Source organism: Luteimonas chenhongjianii (assembly GCF_002327105.1).
GTDB classification, from domain to species: domain Bacteria; phylum Pseudomonadota; class Gammaproteobacteria; order Xanthomonadales; family Xanthomonadaceae; genus Luteimonas; species Luteimonas chenhongjianii.
Genome location: NZ_CP023406.1, coordinates 1,344,408 through 1,365,962 on the forward strand (window position 1 = coordinate 1,344,408; position 21,555 = coordinate 1,365,962).

22 protein-coding genes are annotated in these 21,555 nt (G+C 64.1%); all 22 read left to right on the top strand.

Annotation, left to right across the window (positions count from 1 at the left end):
• Positions 1–281: 281 nt before the first annotated feature.
• Positions 282–812: a 50S ribosomal protein L10 gene (rplJ, locus tag CNR27_RS06150; protein ID WP_096297401.1), complete on the top strand. Its 531-nt coding sequence runs from the start codon at positions 282–284 to the stop codon at positions 810–812.
• A 57-nt stretch (positions 813–869) separates the two neighbouring features.
• The gene (rplL, locus tag CNR27_RS06155) at positions 870–1,241 is read left to right on the top strand and encodes a 50S ribosomal protein L7/L12 (RefSeq protein WP_096297402.1); all 372 of its coding nucleotides are present in this window, start codon (positions 870–872) and stop codon (positions 1,239–1,241) included.
• A 234-nt stretch (positions 1,242–1,475) separates the two neighbouring features.
• Complete coding sequence (gene rpoB, locus CNR27_RS06160; protein WP_096297403.1) at positions 1,476–5,651, top strand: DNA-directed RNA polymerase subunit beta; 4,176 nt, start codon at positions 1,476–1,478, stop codon at positions 5,649–5,651.
• 87 nt (positions 5,652–5,738) lie between these two features.
• The gene (gene rpoC, locus CNR27_RS06165; protein ID WP_096297404.1) at positions 5,739–10,013 is read left to right on the top strand and encodes a DNA-directed RNA polymerase subunit beta'; all 4,275 of its coding nucleotides are present in this window, start codon (positions 5,739–5,741) and stop codon (positions 10,011–10,013) included.
• A 258-nt stretch (positions 10,014–10,271) separates the two neighbouring features.
• The gene (gene rpsL, locus CNR27_RS06170) at positions 10,272–10,646 is read left to right on the top strand and encodes a 30S ribosomal protein S12 (protein WP_096297405.1); all 375 of its coding nucleotides are present in this window, start codon (positions 10,272–10,274) and stop codon (positions 10,644–10,646) included.
• A gap of 10 nt (positions 10,647–10,656) precedes the next feature.
• On the top strand, positions 10,657–11,124 hold the full coding sequence (rpsG, locus tag CNR27_RS06175) for a 30S ribosomal protein S7 (RefSeq protein ID WP_096297406.1): 468 nt from the start codon (positions 10,657–10,659) through the stop codon (positions 11,122–11,124).
• 183 nt (positions 11,125–11,307) lie between these two features.
• Positions 11,308–13,440 (top strand): elongation factor G, encoded by a 2,133-nt coding sequence (fusA, locus tag CNR27_RS06180; RefSeq protein WP_096297407.1) that lies wholly within the window; start codon positions 11,308–11,310, stop codon positions 13,438–13,440.
• 90 nt (positions 13,441–13,530) lie between these two features.
• The gene (tuf, locus tag CNR27_RS06185; protein WP_096297397.1) at positions 13,531–14,721 is read left to right on the top strand and encodes an elongation factor Tu; all 1,191 of its coding nucleotides are present in this window, start codon (positions 13,531–13,533) and stop codon (positions 14,719–14,721) included.
• 541 nt (positions 14,722–15,262) lie between these two features.
• A complete protein-coding gene (gene rpsJ, locus CNR27_RS06190) occupies positions 15,263–15,574 on the top strand; it encodes a 30S ribosomal protein S10 (RefSeq protein ID WP_047137645.1) in 312 nt (103 codons plus the stop codon).
• 11 nt (positions 15,575–15,585) lie between these two features.
• Entirely contained in the window at positions 15,586–16,239 is a 654-nt protein-coding gene (gene rplC, locus CNR27_RS06195) for a 50S ribosomal protein L3 (RefSeq protein ID WP_096297408.1), read from the top strand.
• An 11-nt stretch (positions 16,240–16,250) separates the two neighbouring features.
• Complete coding sequence (gene rplD / locus CNR27_RS06200; RefSeq protein WP_096297409.1) at positions 16,251–16,856, top strand: 50S ribosomal protein L4; 606 nt, start codon at positions 16,251–16,253, stop codon at positions 16,854–16,856.
• Positions 16,853–17,152 (top strand): 50S ribosomal protein L23, encoded by a 300-nt coding sequence (gene rplW / locus CNR27_RS06205; protein WP_096297410.1) that lies wholly within the window; start codon positions 16,853–16,855, stop codon positions 17,150–17,152. The genes rplD and rplW overlap by 4 nt, the downstream gene beginning before the upstream one ends.
• Positions 17,153–17,162: 10 nt before the next feature.
• Positions 17,163–17,990, top strand: coding sequence for a 50S ribosomal protein L2 (rplB, locus tag CNR27_RS06210; protein ID WP_096297411.1), 828 nt, complete (start codon positions 17,163–17,165; stop codon positions 17,988–17,990).
• 6 nt (positions 17,991–17,996) lie between these two features.
• The gene (gene rpsS / locus CNR27_RS06215; protein WP_096208158.1) at positions 17,997–18,269 is read left to right on the top strand and encodes a 30S ribosomal protein S19; all 273 of its coding nucleotides are present in this window, start codon (positions 17,997–17,999) and stop codon (positions 18,267–18,269) included.
• A 10-nt stretch (positions 18,270–18,279) separates the two neighbouring features.
• Positions 18,280–18,672, top strand: a complete 393-nt coding sequence (gene rplV / locus CNR27_RS06220) for a 50S ribosomal protein L22 (protein WP_055246839.1) — start codon at positions 18,280–18,282, stop codon at positions 18,670–18,672.
• Position 18,673: 1 nt separating this feature from the next.
• The gene (gene rpsC, locus CNR27_RS06225) at positions 18,674–19,411 is read left to right on the top strand and encodes a 30S ribosomal protein S3 (RefSeq protein WP_096297412.1); all 738 of its coding nucleotides are present in this window, start codon (positions 18,674–18,676) and stop codon (positions 19,409–19,411) included.
• A 2-nt stretch (positions 19,412–19,413) separates the two neighbouring features.
• Positions 19,414–19,827, top strand: coding sequence for a 50S ribosomal protein L16 (gene rplP, locus CNR27_RS06230; protein ID WP_096297413.1), 414 nt, complete (start codon positions 19,414–19,416; stop codon positions 19,825–19,827).
• Positions 19,827–20,015: a 50S ribosomal protein L29 gene (gene rpmC / locus CNR27_RS06235; protein ID WP_096297414.1), complete on the top strand. Its 189-nt coding sequence runs from the start codon at positions 19,827–19,829 to the stop codon at positions 20,013–20,015. Before rplP ends, rpmC begins: the two co-directional genes overlap by 1 nt.
• 10 nt (positions 20,016–20,025) lie before the next feature.
• The gene (gene rpsQ / locus CNR27_RS06240; RefSeq protein WP_055246847.1) at positions 20,026–20,286 is read left to right on the top strand and encodes a 30S ribosomal protein S17; all 261 of its coding nucleotides are present in this window, start codon (positions 20,026–20,028) and stop codon (positions 20,284–20,286) included.
• Between the two features lie 15 nt (positions 20,287–20,301).
• Positions 20,302–20,670, top strand: a complete 369-nt coding sequence (rplN, locus tag CNR27_RS06245; RefSeq protein WP_096297415.1) for a 50S ribosomal protein L14 — start codon at positions 20,302–20,304, stop codon at positions 20,668–20,670.
• Between the two features lie 14 nt (positions 20,671–20,684).
• Positions 20,685–21,002 carry a 50S ribosomal protein L24 gene (gene rplX / locus CNR27_RS06250; RefSeq protein ID WP_096297416.1) on the top strand — a complete coding sequence of 106 codons (318 nt, stop codon included), beginning with the start codon at positions 20,685–20,687 and terminating at the stop codon, positions 21,000–21,002.
• A 10-nt stretch (positions 21,003–21,012) separates the two neighbouring features.
• On the top strand, positions 21,013–21,555 hold the full coding sequence (rplE, locus tag CNR27_RS06255; protein WP_096297417.1) for a 50S ribosomal protein L5: 543 nt from the start codon (positions 21,013–21,015) through the stop codon (positions 21,553–21,555).

Consider the following 21,555-nt stretch of genomic DNA (forward strand, 5'->3'; position numbering starts at 1 on the left):
CGCAGGCGCGGTCGACATCGCGGTGGCGACGGGCAGGGAGGCTCGAACTGGCAGGGAATCGCCGCCACCGATGATCGAGATCGCTTAATCCCGAGGTGCTTGCACCGAAAGGCCTGCGTAGATGGTGATGCCTTTTCGAAGTTTTCTGGTTCGACATCCGTCCAGCCAGACAGAAAGGCCACCACCGGGATGCTTCACGCATCCCCGGCCTCCAGGATGGAAGCCGCTCAGGACCGCAAGCGGCAGGAGCCGTGAGCGGAGTTCACAATGAGGAGTGATTAATGGCTCTCAATCTGTCCCAGAAGCAGGAAGTTGTCGCCGAGCTGGCAGAAGTCGCCGCGAACGCCCACTCCTTGGTTGCTGTCGAGTATCTGGGCACCACGGTCAGTCAGATGACCGCGATGCGCAAGAAGGCTCGTGAGACCGGTGTGTACTTGCGCGTTGTCAAGAACACCCTGGCCGCACGCGCAGTGGAAGGTACCAGCTACGAGTGCTCCAAGGACTCGCTGGTCGGACCTCTGCTGTATGCATTCTCGACCGAGGAGCCCGGCGCAGCCGGTCGCCTGATCAAGGAATTCGCCAAGGACAACAGCAAGCTGGTGCCCAAGGTCGTCGTCGTGGAAGGTCAGCTGTACCCGGCCAGCCATGTCGACGTGCTGGCATCGCTGCCGACGCTCGACCAGGCGCTGTCCATGCTCGCCCGCGTGCTTTCCGAACCCGCTGCGATGTTCGCCCGTGCCGTCAAGGCCGTCGGCGACAAGCAGGGTGGTGGCGAGGAAGCGCCCGCGGAAGCAGAGGCCGAAACGGCGTAAGCCGGGCTTGCCTGTTCAACGAAACCTAACCCAGAAAATTTTCCAAAGGTAATCACAATGTCCCTTACCAACGAGCAGATCGTCGACGCAATCGCCGAGAAGTCCCTGATGGAAGTGATGGAGCTGGTCAAGGCCATCGAAGAGAAGTTCGGCGTCTCCGCCGCTGCTCCGGTCGCCGCCGCCGCTGCCGCGGGCCCGGCTGCCGCTGTCGAAGAGCAGACCGAGTTCACCGTCGTCCTGAAGGCCGCCGGCGAGAAGAAGGTCGAGGCGATCAAGGTCGTCCGCGCCATCACCGGCCTGGGTCTGAAGGAAGCCAAGGACCTGGTCGAAGGCGCTCCGAAGGACGTCAAGGAAGGCGCCACGAAGGAAGAAGCCGAGAAGATCAAGAAGGATCTCGAGGCCGCCGGCGCGACCGTCGAAATCAAGTAAGCGGCACCTTGGCATCGCAGCGCATGCTGACGATGCACCGGGGCCGGGGGCGAAAGCTCCCGGCCCTTGGTCGTTCCGAAAGCCGGACGGCCTGAACAGACAACTGACGCAGTTGTCAGTGGGTAGTAGCGGGAGATGGCGTGCTGGTGCCGGCAATACCAGCGACTACCCAGTGACAGCTTTCTGTATCCCGGATCGCACTGCGATCCCATCGATTCATCGAGGCGTACTCCCATGACGACGTCCCAGCTCCAGCCGACCTACTCGTTCACCGAGAAGAAGCGCATCCGCAAGAACTTCGGAAAGCGCCGCCAGATTCTCGAAGTGCCTTTCCTCCTCGCCATCCAGGTCGATTCGTACCGGGAATTCCTGCAGACCGACCGTGACCCCGCCAAGCGCGAGGATCGTGGCCTGCACGCTGCGCTGAAGTCGGTGTTCCCGATCGTCAGCTACAACGGCTACGCAGCCCTGGAGTACGTCGGCTACAAGCTCGGCGAGCCCGGCTTCGACGAGCGTGAATGCCGCAACCGTGGCCTGAGCTACGGCGCCCCGCTGCGCGTGACCGTGCGCCTGGTGATCTACGACCGCGAGTCGTCGAGCAAGGCGATCAAGTACGTGAAGGAGCAGGAGGTCTACATGGGCGAGATTCCGCTCATGACCGAGAACGGCACCTTCATCATCAACGGCACCGAGCGCGTCATCGTCTCGCAGCTGCACCGCTCGCCCGGCGTGTTCTTCGACCACGACCGCGGCAAGACCCACAGCTCGGGCAAGCTGCTGTATTCGGCCCGCATCATTCCCTACCGCGGCTCGTGGCTGGACTTCGAGTTCGACCCGAAGGACGCGTTGTTCACCCGTATCGACCGCCGCCGCAAGCTGCCGGTCAGCGTGCTGCTGCGCGCGCTCGGCTACAACAACGAAGAAATGCTCAACGAGTTCTTCGACATCAACACCTACCACATCCTCCCCGAGGGTGAGGGCGTGCAGCTGGAGCTGGTGTCGGAGCGTCTGCGCGGCGAAACGCTGAACTTCGACCTGCTCGACGGCGAGAAGGTCATCGTCGAGGCGGGCAAGCGCATCACCGCGCGCCACGTCAAGCAGCTCGAGGCTTCGGGCATCACCGCGCTTGCGGTGCCGGACGACTACATGGTCGGCCAGATCCTCTCGCATGACGTGATCGATCCGTCGACCGGCGAGCTGGTCGCGACCGCCAATGACGAGATCTCGCTCGAGACGCTCGAGGCGCTGCGCAAGGCCGGCATCGAGACCATCGGCACGATCTGGGTCAACGACCTCGACCGCGGCCCGTACCTGTCGAACACCCTGCGCATCGACTCGACCAAGACGCAGCTCGATGCGCTGGTGGAGATCTACCGCATGATGCGTCCCGGCGAGCCGCCGACCAAGGATGCCGCGCAGAACCTGTTCCACAACCTGTTCTTCACCTTCGAGCGCTACGACGTCTCCAGCGTCGGCCGGATGAAGTTCAACCGTCGCCTGGGTCGCAAGGAGACCGAAGGCGCGTCCGTGCTGTACGACGCGAAGTACTTCGCCGAGCGCAAGGACGAGGATTCGGTGCGGCTGCGCAACGAATTCGGCCAGAGTTCCGACATCCTCGATGTGATCCGCGTGCTGACCGAGATCCGCAACGGTCGCGGCGTGGTCGATGACATCGATCACCTCGGCAACCGCCGCGTGCGCAGCGTCGGCGAAATGGCCGAGAACGTGTTCCGCGTGGGCCTGGTCCGCGTCGAGCGCGCCGTGCGTGAGCGCCTGACGATGGCCGAGGCCGATGGCCTGACCCCGCAGGAGCTGATCAACGCCAAGCCGGTCGCGGCCGCGGTCAAGGAATTCTTCGGCTCCTCGCAGCTGTCGCAGTTCATGGACCAGAACAACCCGCTGTCGGAAGTCACGCACAAGCGTCGCGTCTCGGCCCTCGGCCCGGGCGGCCTGACCCGCGAGCGCGCCGGCTTCGAAGTGCGCGACGTGCATCCCACGCACTACGGCCGCGTCTGCACGATCGAGACGCCGGAAGGCCCGAACATCGGCCTGATCAATTCGCTCGCGACGTTCGCGCGTACCAACCGTTACGGCTTCCTCGAGACCCCGTACCGCAAGGTCGTCGACAGCCGCGTCACCGACGAGATCGAATACCTCTCGGCGATCGAAGAGAACGACTACGTCATCGCGCAGGCCAACGCCGTGCAGGACGAGAACGGCACGATGACGCAGCAGTTCGTCGACTGCCGCTTCCAGGGCGAATCCCTGCTCAAGCCGCCGGCGGAGATCCATTACATGGACGTCTCGCCGATGCAGACCGTGTCGGTCGCGGCCGCGCTGGTTCCGTTCCTCGAGCACGATGACGCGAACCGCGCACTGATGGGCGCCAACATGCAGCGTCAGGCAGTGCCGACGCTGCGTGCGCAGAAGCCGCTGGTCGGTACCGGCATCGAGCGCGCCGTGGCGCGTGACTCCGGTGTGACCGTGAATGCCCGCCGTGGCGGCGTGATCGAGCAGATCGATGCCGGCCGCGTCGTGGTCAAGGTGCATGAAGAGGAGATTTCCGGCGAGCACGATGCCGGCGTCGACATCTACAACCTGATCAAGTACACGCGCTCCAACCAGAACACCTGCATCAACCAGCGTCCGCTGGTGAACGTGGGTGACGTGGTCGCGCGCGGCGACGTGCTGGCCGACGGCCCCTCGACCGACATCGGCGAGCTGGCGCTCGGCCAGAACATGCTCGTCGCGTTCATGCCGTGGAACGGCTACAACTTCGAAGACTCGATCCTGCTGTCGGAGCGCGTCGTCAAGGAAGACCGTTACACGACGATCCACATCGAGGAGCTGACCGCGGTCGCCCGCGACACGAAGCTCGGGCCGGAGGAAATCTCCGCCGACATTCCCAACGTGTCGGAGAACGCGCTCAACCGTCTCGACGAGTCCGGCGTGGTGTACATCGGCGCCGAAGTGCGCGCCGGCGACATCCTGGTCGGCAAGGTCACGCCCAAGGGCGAAAGCCAGCTGACCCCGGAAGAGAAGCTGCTGCGCGCGATCTTCGGCGAGAAGGCGTCCGACGTGAAGGACAGCTCGCTGCGCGTGCCGCCGGGCATGGACGGCACGGTCATCGACGTGCAGGTCTTCACCCGCGACGGCATCGAGAAGGACAAGCGCGCCAAGCAGATCGAAGAGTCCGAGATCAAGCGCGTCAAGAAGGACTTCGACGACCAGTTCCGCATCCTCGAGTCGGCGATCTACGCGCGCCTGCGTTCGCAGATCCAGGGCAAGGTCGCCAATGGCGGTCCCGGCCTGAAGAAGGGCGACACGGTCAGCTCGCTGGTGCTCGACAGCCTGAAGAAGTCCGACTGGTTCCAGATCCGCATGAAGGACGAGGACGCGTCGGAGGCGATCGAGCGTGCGCAGAAGCAGATCGACGCGCACCAGAAGGAGTTCGAGAAGCGCTTCGCCGACAAGCGCGGCAAGATCACCCAGGGCGACGACCTCGCGCCGGGCGTGCTGAAGATGGTCAAGGTCTACCTGGCCGTGAAGCGCCGCATCCAGCCGGGCGACAAGATGGCCGGCCGTCACGGCAACAAGGGTGTGGTCTCGACCATCGTGCCCGTGCAGGACATGCCGTACATGGCCAACGGCAACACCGTTGACATCGTGCTCAACCCGCTGGGCGTGCCCTCGCGTATGAACATCGGCCAGATCCTCGAAGTCCACCTGGGCCTCGCGGCCAAGGGGCTGGGCGAGAAGATCCAGCGGATGCTCGATGCGCAGGCCAAGGTTGCAGAGCTGCGGACGTTCCTCGACCAGATCTACAACCACGACAGGGCCTCGTTCGCGGAGCGCGTCGACCTCACCCAGTTCAGCGACGAGGAACTGCTGAGGCTCGCCGGCAACCTGACCGACGGTGTGCCGATGGCGACTCCGGTGTTCGACGGCGCGGCCGAATCGGAGATCAAGGCGATGCTGGAACTGGCCGATCTGCCCACCAGCGGCCAGACCCGGCTGTTCGATGGCCGTACCGGCGAGGCGTTCGAGCGTGAAGTGACCGTGGGTTACATGCACATGCTCAAGCTCAACCACCTGGTCGACGACAAGATGCACGCGCGTTCGACCGGTCCGTACTCGCTCGTCACCCAGCAGCCGCTGGGCGGCAAGGCGCAGTTCGGTGGTCAGCGTTTCGGCGAGATGGAAGTCTGGGCGCTGGAAGCCTACGGCGCGGCCTACACCCTGCAGGAAATGCTGACGGTGAAGTCCGACGACGTGCAGGGCCGCAACCAGATGTACAAGAACATCGTCGACGGCGAGCACGAGATGGTCGCGGGCATGCCCGAATCGTTCAACGTGCTGGTGAAGGAAATCCGTTCGCTCGCGATCAACATGGAGCTGGAGGAGCACTGAGGCAGGGAGCAGGCGCGCGGCGCGTGACCGCGCTGCGCGCTGCAGTAACGCATCCCCACCCAGGTTCCCCATTCCCGGAGTAAAGACATGAAAGACCTGCTCAATCTCTTCAACCAGCAGCGCCAGATCCCGGATTTCGACGCGATCAAGATCGCGCTCGCGAGCCCGGACCTGATCCGTTCGTGGTCGTTCGGCGAAGTGAAGAAGCCCGAGACCATCAACTACCGCACGTTCAAGCCCGAGCGTGACGGCCTGTTCTGCGCCGCCATCTTCGGTCCGATCAAGGACTACGAGTGCCTGTGCGGCAAGTACAAGCGCATGAAGCACCGCGGTGTGGTCTGCGAGAAGTGCGGCACGGAAGTCACGCTGGCCAAGGTGCGCCGCGAGCGCATGGGTCACATCGACCTGGCCTCGCCGGTCGCGCACATCTGGTTCCTCAAGTCGCTGCCGTCGCGCATCGGCCTGATGCTGGACATGACCCTGCGCGACATCGAGCGCATCCTGTACTTCGAAGCGTTCGTGGTGACCGAGCCGGGCCTGACCCCGCTCGAGCGCAGCCAGCTGCTCAACGAAGAGCAGTACATGCAGATGCGCCAGGAGCACGGCGACGACTTCGACGCCGCGATGGGCGCCGAGGCGGTCTATGACCTGCTGCGCACGATCGACCTGCAGGCCGAGATGATCCGGCTCAAGGAAGAGATCGCCGCGACCGGCTCGGAAACCAAGCTCAAGCGTCTGACCAAGCGCATCAAGCTGGTCGAGGCCTTCATCGAGTCGGGCAACCGCCCCGAGTGGATGATCATGACCGTGCTGCCGGTGCTGCCGCCGGATCTGCGTCCGCTGGTGCCCCTGGACGGTGGCCGCTTCGCGACCTCGGATCTCAACGATCTATATCGCCGCGTCATCAACCGCAACAACCGCCTGCGTCGCCTGCTCGAGCTCAACGCGCCCGACATCATCGTGCGCAACGAAAAGCGCATGCTGCAGGAGTCGGTCGATGCCCTGATGGACAACGGCCGCCGTGGCCGTGCCATCACCGGCACCAACAAGCGCCCGCTCAAGTCGCTGGCCGACATGATCAAGGGCAAGCAGGGCCGGTTCCGCCAGAACCTGCTCGGCAAGCGCGTCGACTACTCGGGCCGTTCGGTCATCGTGGTCGGCCCGACCCTGCGCCTGCACGAGTGCGGCCTGCCGAAGAAGATGGCGCTGGAACTGTTCAAGCCCTTCATCTTCGCCAAGCTGCAGCGCCGTGGCCTGGCCACGACGATCAAGGCCGCAAAGAAGCTGGTCGAGCGCGAAGAGGCCGAGGTGTGGGACATCCTCGAAGAGGTGATCCGCGAACACCCGGTCATGCTCAACCGCGCGCCGACGCTGCACCGTCTGGGCATCCAGGCGTTCGAGCCGGTGCTCATCGAAGGCAAGGCCATCCAGCTGCACCCGCTGGTGTGTACCGCCTTCAACGCCGACTTCGACGGTGACCAGATGGCGGTCCACGTGCCGCTGAGCCTGGAAGCCCAGCTCGAAGCGCGTGCGCTGATGATGGCGTCGAACAACATCCTCTCGCCCGCCAACGGCGAGCCGATCATCGTGCCGTCGCAGGACGTCGTGCTCGGCCTGTACTACATGACCCGTGCGCTGGAGAACATCCCGGGCGAGGGCATGATCTTCGCCAACATCGCCGAAGTGCGCCGCGCGTTCGACAACAAGGCCGCCGGCCTGCACGCCAAGATCAAGGTCCGCATCCAGCAGACCGTGATCGGCGAGGACGGCACGCGCGAGAAGGTGACCTCGATCGTCGACACGACCGTGGGTCGCGCCCTGCTGCTCGAGATCATGCCCGACGGCCTGCCGTTCGAGCTGGCCAACACCGAGCTCAACAAGAAGAACATCTCGCGCCTGATCAACGCCTGCTACCGTCGCCTGGGCCTGAAGGACACCGTGGTGTTCGCCGACAAGCTGATGTACACCGGCTTCGGGAACGCGACGCGCGCAGGCGTGTCGATCGGCATCAACGACATGACCATCCCGACCGAGAAGGCCGGCATCCTGGTCGAGGCCGAGGCCGAGGTGCTGGAAATCCAGCAGCAGTACCAGTCGGGTCTGGTCACCGCGGGCGAGCGCTACAACAAGGTCGTCGACATCTGGTCGCGCACGAACGAGCGCATCGCCAAGGCGATGATGGACACCATCGGCACCGAGAAGGTCGTCAACGCCAAGGGCGAGACGATCGATCAGAAGTCGATGAACTCGCTCTACATCATGGCCGACTCCGGTGCGCGTGGTTCGCAGGCGCAGATCCGTCAGCTGGCCGGTATGCGCGGCCTGATGGCCAAGCCGGACGGCTCGATCATCGAAACGCCGATCATCGCGAACTTCCGCGAAGGTCTGAACGTGCAGGAGTACTTCAACTCCACCCACGGTGCCCGTAAGGGTCTGGCCGATACCGCGCTCAAGACGGCGAACTCCGGTTACCTGACCCGTCGCCTGGTCGACGTGGCGCAGGACGTGGTGATCACCGAGGTCGACTGCGGCACCATGGACGGCCTCACCATGACGCCGATCGTGGAAGGCGGCGACGTCGTCGAGCCGCTGCGTGACCGCGTGCTGGGTCGTGTCGTGGCCGAGGACGTGTTCCTGCCCGGCAACGACGAGGATCCGATCGTCACCCGCAACACGCTGCTCGACGAGCAGTGGGTCCAGCGCCTCGAAGAGGCGGGCGTGCAGTCGATCCAGGTCCGCTCGACGATCACCTGCGAAGCCGGTTTCGGCGTCTGCGCGAATTGCTACGGTCGTGACCTCGGTCGCGGCCACCTGGTCAACCAGGGCGAGGCCGTGGGTGTGGTCGCGGCGCAGTCGATCGGTGAGCCCGGTACACAGCTCACCATGCGTACGTTCCACATCGGTGGCGCAGCGTCGCGTGCTGCCGCCATCGACAACGTGACGGTCAAGACCACCGGCTCGATCAAGTTCAACAACCTCAAGCACGTCAAGCACGAAAGCGGCAACCTGGTCGCGGTGTCGCGCTCGGGCGAACTGTCGGTGCTCGACGGCCACGGCCGCGAGCGCGAGCGCTACAAGCTGCCCTACGGCGCGACCATCACCGTCAATGACGGCGACGCGATCAAGGCTGGCCAGACCGTTGCGAACTGGGATCCCCATAACCACCCGATCGTGTCGGAAGTGGCGGGCTTCATCCGCTTCGTGGACTTCGTCGACGGCATCACCGTCATCGAGAAGACCGACGAACTGACCGGCCTGGCGTCACGCGAGATCACCGATCCCAAGCGTCGTGGTTCGATGGGCAAGGACCTGCGTCCGATCGTCCGCATCGTCGATGCCAAGGGCAACGACCTGTCGATCCCGGGCACCGATCTGCCGGCGCAGTACCTGCTGCCGCCGCGCTCGATCGTCAACCTGCAGGACGGCGATCCCGTCGGCGTGGGTGACGTGGTGACCAAGGTGCCGCAGGAAGCGTCCAAGACCCGCGACATCACCGGTGGTCTGCCGCGCGTGGCCGACCTGTTCGAAGCGCGCAAGCCCAAGGATCAGGCGATCCTCGCCGAGATCTCGGGCATCGTCAGCTTCGGCAAGGACACCAAGGGCAAGCAGCGCCTGATCATCAAGGGCCTTGACGGTGTCGACCACGAAGAGCTGATCCCCAAGTACCGCCAGATCATCGTGTTCGAAGGCGAGCACGTGGAGAAGGGCGAGACCGTGGTGGACGGCGAGCCCGGCCCGCAGGACATCCTGCGCCTGAAGGGCGTGGAGGAACTGGCGTCGTACCTGACGAAGGAAATCCAGGACGTCTATCGCCTGCAGGGCGTGAAGATCAACGACAAGCACATCGAGGTGATCGTTCGCCAGATGCTGCGCAAGGTCGAGATCACCGACGCCGGCGATTCGAAGTTCCTCAACGGCGAGCAGGTCGAGCGCCAGCGCGTGCTCGAGGACAACGTCAAGCTCATTGCGCGCAACGAGCTGCCGGCGAAGTTCGATCCGGTCCTGCTGGGCATCACCAAGGCCTCGCTGGCGACCGAGTCGTTCATCTCGGCGGCCTCGTTCCAGGAGACCACCCGCGTGCTCACCGAGGCGGCCGTCCGCGGTACGCGCGACAGCCTGCGCGGTCTCAAGGAGAACGTGATCGTCGGTCGTCTGATTCCGGCCGGTACCGGTCTGGCGTACCACGCCCGTCGTCGTCGCGCCGCCTCCGGCCTGACGGAGTCGGAAATGGACGCGCTTTCGGGCGGCACCGTGACCGAGCTCGAAGCCGAGGCCGCGGCTGCTCCGGCCTCGCCGGAGCAGGTCATGCTTGAAGATGCACCGGTGACGCCGGCCGCTGACAGCGACGGCGAAGCACGCTAAGATTGCACCCCTTCGGCGGCCCCTCGCGGGCCGCCCAGACTCCGAAAAGAGGCGCAGGACGCGCCTCGTATTCGGTCCAGGATGGACGGGAGAGGTTGTATGCCGGGCTGCATTCCTAAGGGAGCGGCCGGCGGCGGTGTGACCCGCGTTGACGGTATCCGTCGGCGCGGGCTATACTTTTTCGTCTGACAGGCGGCAACTTTCCGTCTGTCTTCGTTTTTCACCGGGCCCCGGCCCGAACAAAAGACCCGAGACCTGATGGCAACGATCAACCAGCTGGTGCGGAAGCCGCGCAGCCCAGAAACCTACAAGAGCACTTCGCCTGCATTGGCGAACTGCCCGCAGCGCCGTGGCGTCTGCACCCGCGTGTACACCACGACCCCGAAGAAGCCGAACTCGGCGCTTCGCAAGGTCGCCAAGGTGCGCCTGACCAACGGCTACGAGGTCATCTCGTACATCGGTGGTGAAGGCCACAACCTGCAGGAGCACAGCGTGGTGCTGATCCGCGGCGGTCGCGTCAAGGACCTCCCGGGCGTGCGTTACCACACCGTGCGCGGTTCGCTCGACGCTGCGGGTGTCACGAAGCGCCGCCAGGCGCGCTCGAAGTACGGCGCCAAGCGTCCGAAGGGCTGAGGATTAAACAATGTCGCGTAAAGGAAACACCCCGCAGCGTTCGGTGCTGCCCGACCCGAAGCACAACAGCGATACGATCGCGCGCTTCATCAACATGGTCATGAAGAGTGGCAAGAAGTCGATCGCTGAAAAGATCGTCTACGGTGCCATGGATGTGATCAGCGAGAAGAACGGCAACCCGCTCGAGCTGGTCGAGAAGGCGCTGAGCAACATCTCGCCGGCCGTCGAGGTGAAGTCCCGCCGTGTCGGCGGTGCCACGTATCAGGTGCCGGTCGAAGTGCGCGCCTCGCGCCGCATGGCGCTGGCAATGCGCTGGCTGATCGAGTCGGCGCGCAAGCGCGGCGAGAACACCATGCCGCGCAAGCTTGCCGCCGAACTGATCGACGCGTCCGAGAACCGTGGCGGCGCGATCAAGAAGCGTGAAGAAACTCACCGCATGGCCGACGCCAACAAGGCGTTCGCGCACTACCGCTGGTAAGCGGATCTGCGGGCTCCGGTTGATTCCGGAGCCCGCCGGCACCATCCAAGTGCCTTCAAGCGGTCGCTGGCCGCACGCAGGATCCGAAGGCCGCCGCAAGGCGGCATTCGTCCATTCAAGCGATTCCATCGCGAAGGCTCCGTGTTTCCGTCGGGGCTTCGCCATTCAATACGAGAAACCGACGTGGCTCGCACGACTCCCATCGAACGCTACCGCAATTTCGGCATCATGGCCCACATCGATGCCGGCAAGACCACGACCTCCGAGCGCATCCTGTTCTACACCGGCAAGAGCCACAAGATCGGTGAAGTGCACGACGGCGCTGCCACCATGGACTGGATGGAGCAGGAGCAGGAACGTGGCATCACGATCCAGTCCGCAGCCACCACCGCGTTCTGGAAGGGCATGGACAAGTCGTTGCCCGAGTACCGCTTCAACATCATCGATACCCCCGGTCACGTCGACTTCACCATCGAAGTGGAGCGCAGCCTGCGCGTGCTCGACGGCGCGGTGTTCGTGCTGTGTGCGGTCGGTGGCGTGCAGCCGCAGTCCGAGACTGTGTGGCGCCAGGCGAACAAGTATCACGTGCCCCGCATCGCGTTCGTCAACAAGATGGACCGCACCGGCGCGAACTTCAACAAGGTCCGCGACCAGCTGAAGTCGCGCCTGGGCGCGGCTCCGGTTCCGATGCAGGTGCCGATCGGTGCCGAGGACGGTTTCGAGGGCGTGGTCGACCTGCTCAAGATGAAGGCGATCCACTGGGATACCGCATCGCAGGGTCTGACGTTCGAGTATCGCGAGATCCCGGCCGAGCTGCAGGCGCAGGCCGAGGAAGCCCGTGCGTTCATGGTCGAGTCGGCCGCCGAGGCCAGCGAAGAGCTGATGAACAAGTATCTCGAGGGCGGCGAGCTCTCCGAGGAAGAGATCGTCAACGGCCTGCGCGAGCGCACGCTCAAGACCGAGATCGTGCCGATGTACTGCGGCACCGCGTTCAAGAACAAGGGCGTCCAGGCGATGCTCGATGGCGTGGTGCAGCTGCTGCCTTCGCCGGTCGATGTGCCGTCCATCAAGGGCGTGGACGTCGATGACGAGACCAAGGAGCTGACCCGCGAGTCGAGCGACAAGGCGCCGTTCTCGGCGCTCGCGTTCAAGATCATGACCGACCCGTTCGTGGGTTCGCTGACCTTCTTCCGCGTCTACTCGGGCATGCTCAATGCCGGCGACCAGGTCTACAACTCGGTCAAGGGCAAGAAGGAGCGCATCGGCCGTCTGCTGCAGATGCATTCCAACAACCGTGAAGAGATCAAGGAAGTGCTGGCGGGCGACATCGCCGCCGCGGTGGGTCTGAAGGACGTCACCACCGGCGACACGCTGTGCTCGCAGGACAACCCGATCATTCTCGAGCGCATGGTGTTCCCCGAGCCCGTCATCTCGATGGCGGTCGAGCCCAAGACCAAGTCGGACCAGGAAAAGATGGGCCTCGCCCTCGGTCGCCTGGCGCAGGAGGATCCGTCCTTCCGCGTGCGTACCGACGAAGAGTCCGGCCAGACCATCATCGCCGGCATGGGCGAGCTGCACCTGGACATCATCGTCGACCGCATGAAGCGCGAGTTCAACGTCGAAGCCAACGTCGGCAAGCCGCAGGTCGCGTATCGCGAGACGATCCGCAGCAGCGACGTGAAGTCGGACTACAAGCACGCCAAGCAGTCGGGTGGTAAGGGTCAGTACGGTCACGTCGTGATCGAGCTGTCGCCGCTGACCGATGCCGACCGTGCGGATCCGAAGATCGCAGCCGACATCAAGGACGACTTCCTCTTCATCAACGACATCACCGGTGGCGTGATCCCGAAGGAATTCATTCCTTCGGTCGAGAAGGGCATCCGCGAGACGATCACCAGCGGCCCGCTGGCGGGCTTCCCGGTCGTCGGCGTCAAGGTCAAGCTGGTGTTCGGCTCGTACCACGACGTCGACTCGTCGGAAATGGCGTTCAAGCTCGCCGCGTCGATGGCGTTCAAGCAGGGCTTCGTCAAGGCGAGCCCGGCGCTGCTCGAGCCGATGATGAAGGTCGAGATCGTCAGCCCCGAGGAGTACCTCGGTGACGTGATGGGCGACGTCAGTCGTCGTCGCGGCATCCTGCAGGGTCAGGACGACAGCCCGTCGGGCAAGATCATCAACGCGATGATCCCGCTGGGCGAGATGTTCGGCTACGCGACGACGCTGCGCTCGATGTCCCAGGGCCGTGCGACGTTCTCGATGGAGTTCGACCACTACGCGGAAGCCCCGGCCAACATCGCCGAGACCGTCACCAAGAAGTAATGCATCGGGATTGGAATCCGGCGTTCGCATCGCGGCGCCGGATTTCCGGATCCCAGTTTCCAGTCCCGAATCAAACAGAGGTTAACCACCATGGCAAAGGGTAAGTTCGAGCGCACCAAGCCCCACGTGAACGTGGGCACGATCGGTCACGTCGACCACGGCAAGACGACGCTGACGGCGGCGCTGACGAAGATCGGCGCCGAGCGTTTCGGCGGCGAGTTCAAGGCCTATGACGCGATCGACGCGGCGCCGGAAGAAAAGGCGCGCGGCATCACGATCTCGACCGCGCACGTCGAATACGAATCCGAGAAGCGCCACTACGCGCACGTCGACTGCCCGGGCCACGCCGACTACGTCAAGAACATGATCACCGGTGCTGCGCAGATGGACGGCGCGATCCTGGTCTGTTCGGCGGCTGACGGCCCGATGCCGCAGACCCGCGAGCACATCCTGCTGTCGCGCCAGGTCGGCGTGCCGTACATCGTCGTGTTCCTGAACAAGGCCGACATGGTCGACGACGCCGAGCTGCTCGAGCTGGTCGAGATGGAAGTGCGCGAGCTGCTGAGCAAGTACGACTTCCCGGGCGACGACACCCCGATCATCCACGGTTCGGCCCGCCTGGCACTGGAAGGCGACCAGAGCGAGATCGGCGTGCCGGCGATCCTGAAGCTGGTCGAGGCGCTGGACACCTGGATCCCGGAGCCGGAGCGCGACGTCGACAAGGCGTTCCTGATGCCGGTCGAAGACGTGTTCTCGATCTCGGGCCGCGGCACCGTCGTGACCGGCCGCATCGAGCGCGGCGTGATCAAGGTGGGCGAGGAAATCGAGATCGTCGGCATCCGTCCGGTGCAGAAGACCACGGTTACCGGCGTCGAAATGTTCCGCAAGCTGCTCGACCAGGGTCAGGCAGGCGACAACGCCGGTCTGCTGCTGCGCGGCACCAAGCGTGACGACGTCGAGCGTGGCCAGGTGCTGGCCAAGCCGGGTTCGATCAAGCCGCACACCGATTTCGAAGCCGAAGTCTATGTGCTGTCGAAGGACGAAGGCGGCCGTCACACCCCGTTCTTCAAGGGCTACCGTCCGCAGTTCTACTTCCGCACCACCGATATCACCGGTGCGGTCGAGCTGCCGGAAGGCACCGAGATGGTGATGCCGGGCGACAACGTGAAGATGGTGGTCACGCTGATCAACCCGGTCGCCATGGACGAAGGCCTGCGCTTCGCGATCCGCGAAGGCGGTCGTACCGTCGGCGCCGGCGTGGTCGCCAAGATCCTCAAGTGATCTGACGGGCCACGCGCGCATCGCGCGCGTGGCCACTGGCCCAAGGGCTGGTCGGGCAGGGCATCCATTGATTTCGATTTCGACTTCGCCATTCCGAGGTCCGACATGCGGAATCCTGGATCCCCTGCTTTGCGGGGTGACGATCGAAAGGCGGGCCGGCTATGCCGGTCCGTCCGGTTTTGGCGGGGGCTTGCGTCCAAGCCTGTGTACCCGCTAGAATGCAAGACCCTCGCGGACATGCTGTCATCAGATGCCCGCGAAATCGCGAAATGAGGTGCAGGATGCCCTCGTCTTCGCCAGACACGGAAATGTCGCGAGGCTGTGCTCCACCCGTTCCGGAGATTTCCGGAGCACGAAGGGATGGAGCGGATCACCGCGTCCAAATTTCTGTGTCTGGGCGGACCGGGTAACCGGTCTGCCTTTTGTGTTTGCAAGGAAAGGCCCCGGGGCGCGGGTGAATGCCTCGGATCGCCACGAATCAATGGGGTTCTGCGCACCCAGCCGCAGGCCCGTCGCTCTTTCAACCAAGGATATTTCCGTCATGACGGACCAAAAGATCCGGATCCGCCTCAAGGCATTCGATCACCGCCTGATCGATCGCTCGGCAAGCGAGATCGTCGAGACCGCCAAGCGGACCGGTGCGCAGGTGCGCGGCCCGATCCCGCTGCCGACCAAAATCGAGCGTTACACCATCCTGACGTCGCCGCACGTCGACAAGGATGCACGTGACCAGTACGAGACCCGCACGCACAAGCGCGTGCTGGACATCGTCGACCCGAACGACAAGACCGTTGATGCGCTGATGAAGCTTGAGCTCGCAGCTGGCGTCGACGTTCAGATCAAGCTGACCTAAAGGACCGACCCATGACCGCGAAGATTCATTCGTTGGGCATCGTCGGCCGCAAGGCCGGCATGAGCCGGGTGTTCACCGAGGACGGCAAGTCCGTGCCGGTGACGCTGATCGAGGCGACCCCCAACCGCATCACCCAGATCAAGACCGTCGACACCGACGGCTACAGCGCCGTGCAGGTCACCGCAGGCGTCAAGCGTGCATCGCTGCTCAACAAGCCGGAAACCGGCCACCTCGCCAAGGCGAAGGTCGAAGCCGGCCGTGGCCTGTGGGAGCTCCGCGTCGCCGACGACAAGATCGCCGACTTCAGTGTCGGTGGCGAGATCAAGGCCGACATCTTCGAAGTAGGCCAGATCGTCGACGTCCAGGGCGTCACGAAGGGCAAGGGTTTCCAGGGCACGATCAAGCGCTGGAACTTCAAGATGGGCGACGCCACGCACGGTAACTCGCTGTCGCACCGCCAGCCGGGTTCGCTCGGTCAGCGCCAGACGCCGGGCCGCGTGTTTCCGGGCAAGAAGATGTCCGGTCACATGGGTGCCGACGTGCAGACCACGCAGCGCCTGCAGATCGTGCAGGTCGACGCCGAGCGCGGCCTGATCGCCGTCAAGGGCGCCGTGCCTGGCGCGCCGGGTGGCGACGTGATCGTGCGTCCGTCGAGCAAGGCATAAGGAGTAGCACGATGGAACTCGCAATCAACAACAGCAGCACGAAGCTGTCGGTCTCCGACGAAGTCTTCGGCCGCGATTTCAGCGAAGACCTGGTCCACCAGGTGGTCGTTGCCTACCGCAACGCCGGTCGCGCCGGTACCAAGGCGCAGAAGACCCGTTCGGAAGTCAACGGCACGACCAAGAAGTCGAAGAAGCAGAAGGGCGGCGGTGCGCGTCATGGCGCGCTGACGGCTCCGATCTTCGTCGGCGGTGGTGTGACGTTCGCGGCCAAGCCGCGCAGCTTCGCGCAGAAGGTCAACCGCAAGATGTACCGCGCGGCGATGTCGGCGATCCTGTCCGAACTCAACCGCCAGGGCCGTCTGATGGTCGTCGAGACGTTCGACCTGACCGAGACCAAGACCAGCGGCATGGTCGCCAAGCTCAAGGAATTCGATCTGGGCAAGCGTCCGCTGATCGTGACCGAGGACGCGTCCGAGCACCTGTACCTGTCGGCACGCAACCTGCCCTACGTCGAGATCCGCGACGTGCAGGGCCTGGATCCGGTCGCGCTGGTCGGCGCCGATACCGTGCTGATCACCACCGATGCGGTGAAGAAGATCGAGGAGTGGCTGGCATGAACGACGCCAAGCTCTATGAAGTGATCCGTGCGCCGCGCGTGTCCGAGAAGACCGCGCGCCTGCAGGAAGTGTCCAACCAGTACGCGTTCGAAGTGTCGACCGTCGCGACCAAGGCCGATATCAAGGCTGCGGTCGAGAAGCTGTTCGGCGTGACGGTCGAGGCTGTCAACGTGTTGAACGTGAAGGGCAAGAACAAGTCCTTCCGTCAGCGCCAGGGCAGCCGTGGCGACTGGCGCAAGGCGTACGTCAAGCTGGCCGACGGCCAGTCGATCGACGTCATGAACGCGAAGGTCTGAGGAAGCCCCGATGCCATTGATGAAATTCAAGCCCACGTCCGCCGGTCGCCGTTCCGCGGTCCGCGTCGTGCATCCGCACCTGCACAAGGGTGCGCCGCACGCCGCGCTGGTCGAGAAGAAGACCAACACCGGTGGTCGCAACCACCACGGCCGCATCACCACCCGTCACATCGGTGGTGGCCACAAGCAGCACTACCGCATCGTCGACTTCAAGCGGGACAAGGAAGGCATTCCGGCGCGCGTCGAGCGCATCGAATACGACCCCAACCGCACCGCCCACATTGCACTGCTGTGCTATGTCGACGGCGAGCGTCGCTACATCATCGCGCCGAAGGGTCTCAAGGCTGGCGATCAGGTGATCTCCGGTTCGGATGCTCCGATCAAGACCGGCAACACGCTGCCGCTGCGCAACATCCCGGTCGGCTCGACGATCCACTGCATCGAGATGAAGCCGGGCAAGGGCGCGCAGATTGCCCGCGCCGCCGGTGCCGGCGTGCAGCTGGTGTCGCGCGAAGGCGTCTACGCGACTGTCCGCCTGCGTTCGGGCGAAGTGCGTCGCGTGCCGTCCGAGTGCCGCGCCACGATCGGCGAGGTCAGCAACGACGAGCACAGCCTCGAGAAGCTGGGCAAGGCCGGTGCGAAGCGCTGGCGTGGCGTCAAGCCGACCGTCCGCGGTGCGGCGATGAACCCGGTCGACCATCCGCACGGTGGTGGTGAGGCCAAGGCCGGTCAGGGTAATCCGCACCCGGTCACGCCCTGGGGTGTCCCGACCAAGGGCTACAAGACCCGCCACAACAAGCGGACGCAGCAGTTCATCGTGCGCGATCGCAGGAGCTGATAGACCATGGCACGTTCACTCAAGAAGGGTCCCTTCGTCGACCACCACCTCATCAAGAAGGTGGAAGCCGCGGGTTCCAACACCAAGAAGCCGATCAAGACCTGGTCGCGTCGCTCGATGGTCCTGCCGGACATGATCGGTTTCACCATCGCCATCCACAACGGCAAGAACCACGTCCCGGTGCTGGTCAACGAGAACATGGTGGGCCACAAGCTCGGCGAATTCGCGCTGACCCGGACCTTCAAGGGTCACGGCGGCGACAAGAAGTCGGGCAGGTAAGGAGCGCACAATGGACAAGGCAACGAAAGCCCGCCTCGAAGAGCAGAAGCGCGCTCGCACCGAGGTCAACAAGCGCACCGCGATTCTTCGCACCGCGCGCATCTCGCCGCAGAAGGCACGTCTGGTCGCTGACCAGGTCCGTGGTCTGCCGGTCGAGCGCGCCGTCGGCCTGCTGAAGTTCTCGGACAAGAAGGCCGCTCACATGATCAAGAAGGTCGTCGAGTCGGCCATCGCCAACGCGGAGAACAACGCTGGCGCCGACGTCGATGAACTGAAGATCGCCACCATCACGGTCGACGAAGGTCCGACGCTGAAGCGCTTCATGGCGCGCGCAAAGGGACGCGGTACCCGCATCCTCAAGCGCACCAGCCACATCACCGTCGTCGTGGGAGAGGGCAAGTAATATGGGTCACAAAGTTCATCCCACCGGCATCCGCCTTGGCATCGCCAAGGACTGGAACTCCAAGTGGTACGCCGGCAAGAAGGAATACGCCGAGTACCTGGCCGCTGACCTGAAGGTCCGCGAGATGCTGCGCAAGCGTCTCGCCCAGGCCGGCATCAGCAAGATCCTGATCGAGCGTCCGGCCAAGACCGCTCGCGTGACGATCCACACCGCCCGTCCGGGCGTCGTGATCGGCAAGCGTGGCGAGGACATCGAGAAGCTCCGCAAGGACGTCAGCGACATGATGGGCGTTCCCGCGCACATCAACGTCACCGAGGTCCGCAAGCCGGAACTCGACGCGCAGCTGGTCGCCGAATCGATCGCGCAGCAGCTCGAGCGCCGCATCATGTTCCGTCGCGCGATGAAGCGCGCGGTGGGCAATGCGATGCGCCTGGGTGCGCTGGGCATCAAGGTCAACGTCGCCGGCCGCCTTAACGGCGCCGAAATCGCACGTTCGGAGTGGTACCGCGAAGGTCGCGTGCCGCTTCACACGTTGCGCGCCGACGTCGACTACGGCTTCGCCGAGGCCAAGACGACCTACGGGATCATCGGCATCAAGACCTGGATCTACAAGGGCGAGATCTTCGATTTCAGCCAGGTAGGCCAGGAGAAGCAGGACGACACGCCGCGTGGCGACCGTAATGATCGCGGTGACCGCGACCGTCGTGGTCCGCGTCGCGAGCGCGAGGCGAGGGATTAATCATGCTGCAACCCAAGCGAACCAAATACCGCAAGATGCACAAGGGCCGTAACGACGGCCTGGCGTGGAGCGGCAATGCCGTCAGCTTCGGCGAGTTCGGTCTGCGGGCCACCGCGACCGGCCAGCTGACCGCACGTCAGATCGAAGCGGGCCGTCGGTCCATCAGCCGTCACGTCAAGCGCGGCGGCAAGATGTGGATCCGCGTGTTCCCGGACAAGCCGATCACCAAGAAGCCGATCGAAGTCCGAATGGGCTCCGGTAAGGGCAGCGTCGAGTACTGGGTCGCGCAGATCCAGCCCGGCCGCATGATCTTCGAGATCGAGGGTGTCGAGGAGGAGGTGGCGCGTGAAGCGTTCCGCCTGGCCGCCGCGAAGCTGTCGGTCACCACCCAATTCGTGACCCGGACGGTGCGCTGATGGCTACGACCAAGGAACTCCGCGAGAAGTCGGTCGAGGATTTGCAGTCGCACCTCCTCGAACTGCACAAGGAGCGTTTCTCGCTCCGCATGCAGAAGGCCACTGGCCAGCTGACCAAGACGCACGAAGCCCGTCGGGTGCGCCGCGAGATTGCTCGCGTCAATACCCTGATCGGTCAGAAGAAGTAAGGACCCGACCATGAATACCGAAAAGAAGCAGCGTACGGTCCAGGGCCGCGTGGTCAGCAACAAGATGGACAAGACCGTCACCGTGCTGGTCGAGCGTCAGGTCAAGCACGCGCTGTACGGCAAGTACATCAAGCGTTCGACCAAGCTCCACGCCCATGACGCCGACAACGCGTGTCAGGAAGGCGATCTGGTGAAGGTCGTCGAGATTGCGCCGATGTCGAAGACCAAGAACTGGCGCGTGGCCGAGATCGTCACGCGCGCCGCCGAATAACGCCAGGAGCTCGAAATGATCCAGATGCAGAGCCACCTCGACGTGGCGGACAACAGCGGTGCCAAGGAAGTGATGTGCATCAAGGTGCTCGGCGGCTCCAAGCGCCGTTACGCCGCGATCGGCGACATCATCAAGGTGTCGATCAAGGAAGCGATTCCGCGTGGCAAGGTCAAGAAGGGCGAGGTCTATGACGCCGTCGTGGTGCGTACCCGCAAGGGTGTGCGTCGTGCCGACGGTTCGTTGATCCGCTTCGATGGCAACGCTGCGGTGTTGCTCAACAACAAGCAGGAGCCGATCGGCACCCGCATCTTCGGGCCCGTGACCCGTGAACTCCGTTCCGAGAAGTTCATGAAGATCGTCTCGCTCGCGCCCGAAGTGCTCTGAGCGAGGACACGAAAATGGCCAATCGAATCAAGAAGGGCGACCACGTGATCGTGATCGCCGGCAAGGACAAGGGTAAGCGCGGTGACGTGGTGCGCGTGATCGGCGACAAGGTCGTCGTTTCGAACATCAACATCATCAAGCGCCACACCAAGCCCAACCCGCAGGCCGGCCAGGCTGGTGGCGTGGTCGAGCGTGAAGCGCCGATCCATGCTTCTAACGTGATGCCGTTCAATCCTGCCACGGGCAAGGGCGAGCGCATTGGAACCAAGACACTCGAGGATGGACGCACGCTGCGCGTGTTCCGCTCGAGCGGTGAGGCGCTTGACGCCTGAGGATGAAGAAATGACGACCCGTCTGGAACAGTTCTACAAGGATGAGGTGGTGCCGAAGCTCATGGAGCAGTTCGGCTACGCCAACATCATGCAGGTCCCGCGCCTGTCCAAGGTCACGCTCAACATGGGCGTGGGCGAGGCTGCTGCGAACAAGAAGGTGCTCGAGCACGCAACCGCCGACATGGCCAAGATCAGCGGCCAGAAGCCGCTGGTGACCAAGTCGCGCGTGTCGGTGGCCTCGTTCAAGATCCGCGACGGCTGGCCGATCGGCTGCAAGGTCACGCTGCGTCGCAAGGGCATGTACGAGTTCATCGATCGCCTGATCAATGTCTCGCTGCCGCGCGTGCGCGACTTCCGTGGCGTGTCCGGTCGTTCGTTCGACGGCCGTGGCAACTTCAACATGGGCGTGAAGGAACAGATCATCTTCCCGGAAATCGACTTCGACCAGGTCGACGCGATCCGCGGCATGGATATCGCCATCACCACGACCGCCCGCACCAACGAAGAAGCCAAGGCCCTGCTGGAAGCCTTCCGCTTCCCGTTCCGCAACTGA

What these genes read in the sequence shown, in the direction of transcription:
- rplJ (WP_096297401.1), top strand. Translation starts at nt 282, where the DNA reads ATGGCTCTCAATCTGTCCCAGAAGCAGGAAGTTGTCGCCGAGCTGGCA.
- rplL (WP_096297402.1), top strand. Translation starts at nt 870, where the DNA reads ATGTCCCTTACCAACGAGCAGATCGTCGACGCAATCGCCGAGAAGTCC.
- rpoB (WP_096297403.1), top strand. Translation starts at nt 1,476, where the DNA reads ATGACGACGTCCCAGCTCCAGCCGACCTACTCGTTCACCGAGAAGAAG.
- rpoC (WP_096297404.1), top strand. Translation starts at nt 5,739, where the DNA reads ATGAAAGACCTGCTCAATCTCTTCAACCAGCAGCGCCAGATCCCGGAT.
- rpsL (WP_096297405.1), top strand. Translation starts at nt 10,272, where the DNA reads ATGGCAACGATCAACCAGCTGGTGCGGAAGCCGCGCAGCCCAGAAACC.
- rpsG (WP_096297406.1), top strand. Translation starts at nt 10,657, where the DNA reads ATGTCGCGTAAAGGAAACACCCCGCAGCGTTCGGTGCTGCCCGACCCG.
- tuf (WP_096297397.1), top strand. Translation starts at nt 13,531, where the DNA reads ATGGCAAAGGGTAAGTTCGAGCGCACCAAGCCCCACGTGAACGTGGGC.
- rpsJ (WP_047137645.1), top strand. Translation starts at nt 15,263, where the DNA reads ATGACGGACCAAAAGATCCGGATCCGCCTCAAGGCATTCGATCACCGC.
- rplC (WP_096297408.1), top strand. Translation starts at nt 15,586, where the DNA reads ATGACCGCGAAGATTCATTCGTTGGGCATCGTCGGCCGCAAGGCCGGC.
- rplD (WP_096297409.1), top strand. Translation starts at nt 16,251, where the DNA reads ATGGAACTCGCAATCAACAACAGCAGCACGAAGCTGTCGGTCTCCGAC.
- rplW (WP_096297410.1), top strand. Translation starts at nt 16,853, where the DNA reads ATGAACGACGCCAAGCTCTATGAAGTGATCCGTGCGCCGCGCGTGTCC.
- rplB (WP_096297411.1), top strand. Translation starts at nt 17,163, where the DNA reads ATGCCATTGATGAAATTCAAGCCCACGTCCGCCGGTCGCCGTTCCGCG.
- rpsS (WP_096208158.1), top strand. Translation starts at nt 17,997, where the DNA reads ATGGCACGTTCACTCAAGAAGGGTCCCTTCGTCGACCACCACCTCATC.
- rplV (WP_055246839.1), top strand. Translation starts at nt 18,280, where the DNA reads ATGGACAAGGCAACGAAAGCCCGCCTCGAAGAGCAGAAGCGCGCTCGC.
- rpsC (WP_096297412.1), top strand. Translation starts at nt 18,674, where the DNA reads ATGGGTCACAAAGTTCATCCCACCGGCATCCGCCTTGGCATCGCCAAG.
- rplP (WP_096297413.1), top strand. Translation starts at nt 19,414, where the DNA reads ATGCTGCAACCCAAGCGAACCAAATACCGCAAGATGCACAAGGGCCGT.
- rpmC (WP_096297414.1), top strand. Translation starts at nt 19,827, where the DNA reads ATGGCTACGACCAAGGAACTCCGCGAGAAGTCGGTCGAGGATTTGCAG.
- rpsQ (WP_055246847.1), top strand. Translation starts at nt 20,026, where the DNA reads ATGAATACCGAAAAGAAGCAGCGTACGGTCCAGGGCCGCGTGGTCAGC.
- rplN (WP_096297415.1), top strand. Translation starts at nt 20,302, where the DNA reads ATGATCCAGATGCAGAGCCACCTCGACGTGGCGGACAACAGCGGTGCC.
- rplX (WP_096297416.1), top strand. Translation starts at nt 20,685, where the DNA reads ATGGCCAATCGAATCAAGAAGGGCGACCACGTGATCGTGATCGCCGGC.
- rplE (WP_096297417.1), top strand. Translation starts at nt 21,013, where the DNA reads ATGACGACCCGTCTGGAACAGTTCTACAAGGATGAGGTGGTGCCGAAG.